3 protein-coding genes are annotated in these 2,346 nt (G+C 62.7%); all 3 read right to left on the bottom strand.

Annotated features, from left to right (window positions below; genetic code table 11):
• A partial coding sequence (gene flgK / locus ENZ74_RS29480) for a flagellar hook-associated protein FlgK (RefSeq protein ID WP_127313206.1) occupies positions 1-777 on the bottom strand: 777 nt, incomplete at its 3' end.
• Positions 778-804: 27 nt separating this feature from the next.
• Positions 805-2,064: a flagellar hook protein FlgE gene (locus tag ENZ74_RS29485; protein ID WP_013529779.1), complete on the bottom strand. Its 1,260-nt coding sequence runs from the start codon at positions 2,062-2,064 to the stop codon at positions 805-807.
• A gap of 79 nt (positions 2,065-2,143) precedes the next feature.
• Positions 2,144-2,346, bottom strand: a 203-nt coding sequence (locus ENZ74_RS29490) for a helix-turn-helix domain-containing protein (RefSeq protein ID WP_164761299.1), incomplete at its 5' end; no start/stop codon positions are given.

A 2,346-nucleotide genomic window follows, 5' to 3' on the forward strand; every position in this document is an offset into this window, starting at 1 on the left:
GATCGGCACATTGTCGATGTAGACGGCATTGCCGGCGGCACCCGCGGTATAGCCTGCCGACGCCGCGAAGGTGACCGTGCGCGGTATCGTCTCGAACAAGGTCGTGCCGTCGCCGGTGGTGATGACCATGTCATTGTCGCCTCGCGTGAAGGTCGACACCGGGACATAGTTCGAAATCTTCTTCAAAAGCGCATCGCGCTGGTCGAGCGCATCGGAAACGTCGGTGCCGGAACGGGTTCCGGACATGACGGCCGTGTTGGCATCCTGGAATTGGCCGAGCAGCGAGTTCAGGTCGTCGACGGCGGTGGCAATCTGACCGTCGGTCTGGGTGCGGAAATCCTGGACTGCCTTGGAGCCCTCATTGAGCGAGCGCACGACCTGTTTGGCGGCGTCGATGACGGAGGCGCCGAGGTTCTGATTCGACGGCGAGGTGGCGTAGAGCTGCAGCGCCTGCTGCAGGTTGGCGATCGCAGTCGAGGGCGAGGACGCATTGTCGACGCCATTGACCGCAACACCCAACTGATCCATGCCGTTGTAGAGAGCGTTCTGGCCGCTCCAGGCCGATAGCGCGGCGAGATTCTGGCGAAACAGAAGCTCGTTGGCTGCGCGCTGGATATCGACCGAGCGCGCACCCGGCGCCGTGCTGGTGACGACGGCCTGGCGCCGCGAATAGTCCGGGTTGGAGGCGTCGGCGACATTGCGCGAGACAACGCTGGTCTGTCGCGCGGTGTTCATAAGCGCCGACTGGGCGATACTCAATGCGGTAGACAGTGACATGCGGGTCTTTCGCGGGCGACGCCCGTCTTATCTCTTCAGGTTGACAAGGACGTCCATCAGATCGGAACCGGTCTGGAAGACTTTCGAATTGGCGGTGTAGCTGCGCTGTGCCGCGATCATGTTGGTCAGTTCTTCGGCGATATCGACGTTGGAATTCTCGAGCGCGCCGGAGATGATGGAGCCGAGCTTGCCTTCATTGGCAAAGCCGACACGAACCGCGCCGGACTCGGTGCCCTGCGAATAGACGTTGCCAGGCAGCGCCTTGAGCTGGTCCGGGCTCTGTACGTCGGCCAGCGGGATCTTGTAGAGCGGCTTGGTCGAGCCGTCCTTGTACTGGGCGTAGATGGTGCCGTCCTTGCTGATCTGGACCTTGTCGATGGTGCTCGGTGCGTTGCCGTTGACCTGGGCGTCGGAAACCGTGAAGCCGGTGCCAAGCTGGGTCAGCGCCGACAGATCGAGATTGAGGGTGGCGCCGTTCGGCACGGTAAATGAAACGTTGGTGGGCGTGCCGGTGAGCTTGCCGGTGGTGGTGTCGAAGGTCAGGTTGGCCGAGCCCAGCAAGCCGCCGGCGGTGTAGGGGAACGATGTTCCAGCGGTGGCCTTCGACTGATCGAAGACCGCCACCTGCCAGGTGCCGGCGCCGGTGTTGGTGAAGTAGACGTCGAGCAGCTTCTTGTTGCCGAGATTGTCGTAGGCGACCATGGAGGATTTCGACGTGTATTGCGCGGTCGCAGCGTTGGCGGCGGGCAGGTTGGCGGTCGCGACCGGGGTCGCACCCGCCGGCAGGTTGCCGGCAAAGCTGCCCTCGGTGCTCGGCGTTGCGGTCATGCCCTGGTCGGAGATGACAACCGGGACCAATCCCTCGAAGCCGTTGACCGTCGCTGCCGGTACGCCGTTCTCGTAACTGTAGGCCATCAGCTGGAAGCCGGCCGAGTTGACAAGCCTGCCCTGACCGTCGGGAACGAAAGCGCCGGCTCGGGTCAGATAGGGGGTACCGCTCGGATCCTGAACGACAAAGAAGCCATCGCCGCTGACGGCAAGGTCGGAAACCGAGGTCGTGTACTGAAGCACGCCCGGATCGCTGACCGCCTGACGGATCGTCGTGGTGACGCCGCCGGAATTGTAGGCGCCGCCGGTCGACGGCATGACCAGCGTCGAAAATTCGGCGGAGGACCGCTTGTAACCCGTGGTATCTGAATTGGCGATGTTGTCGGCGACCGTCGACAGGCGGTTTGCCTGCGCGTTCATGCCGGAAACGCCGGTCCGCATCATTCCATAGAGGCTCATCGAAACGTCTCCGCTGTGTCCATGCTGCTGGCTGCGAGGCTACGCATGTTTTCTTGCGCGAGGCTGGCGCGGCGCTGCATCAGAAGACGAGCCGGTAGCCGAGGAAACGCTTGGAATCGATCGGGTCGGTGCCCAGCTTCTCGCGCAGCTTCTTGCGCAGTTTGCTGATGTGGCTTTCCACCACGTTCTCCTCGACCTCTTCGTCGAAGATGCCGTAGATGGCGTTGAAGACCTGGGTCTTGGTGACCCGGCGTCCGCGATTGCTCGCCAGATATTCGAGGA

The organism is Mesorhizobium sp. M7A.F.Ca.CA.002.15.2.1, from assembly GCF_003998715.1.
GTDB classification, from domain to species: Bacteria; Pseudomonadota; Alphaproteobacteria; order Rhizobiales; family Rhizobiaceae; genus Mesorhizobium; species Mesorhizobium ciceri.

Coding starts and splice junctions, on each gene's coding strand:
- ENZ74_RS29485 (WP_013529779.1), bottom strand. CDS start 2,064: ATGAGCCTCTATGGAATGATGCGGACCGGCGTTTCCGGCATGAACGCG.